Source organism: Dellaglioa sp. CoH-57-MRSF-22 (assembly GCF_056781895.1).
The window spans coordinates 1-300 of sequence record NZ_JBXAXT010000174.1; the positions used below are offsets into that span (position 1 = coordinate 1).

Here is a 300-nt window from a genome sequence, read left to right on the forward strand (position 1 = left end):
GAACCTTGGAGAAGAACACGAAATATGACCTCTTCCTCGTCAGATAAGTTTGCGGCGTCGATGCGTTCGCGAGCTATCAACTTCGACTATGTGGACGCGCACGGTTGGTACGGCACCAAGTTCCCGCTCGTTCATGACGAAAGCCGAGTGCTCGATGTGTGGGTCGCAGAGGCCTGTGCGTGGCTCCGTGATCGCGGTATCGTCCAATACTCGTGGTGCTTTGCCCACGGCCGTGCCAAGGATGGTGAACGTATCAGCCCCGTCTTTTACTTCCGAACTCGTTTCGAAGCACTGCAATTT

The 300-nt window shown here is 55.0% G+C and carries 1 protein-coding gene; it reads left to right on the forward strand.

Going from position 1 to position 300, the window contains the following annotated elements:
• Positions 1-24: 24 nt before the first annotated feature.
• The coding region (locus AC1RPR_RS08685; protein WP_481763550.1) for a hypothetical protein at positions 25-300 on the forward strand (276 nt) is incomplete at its 3' end.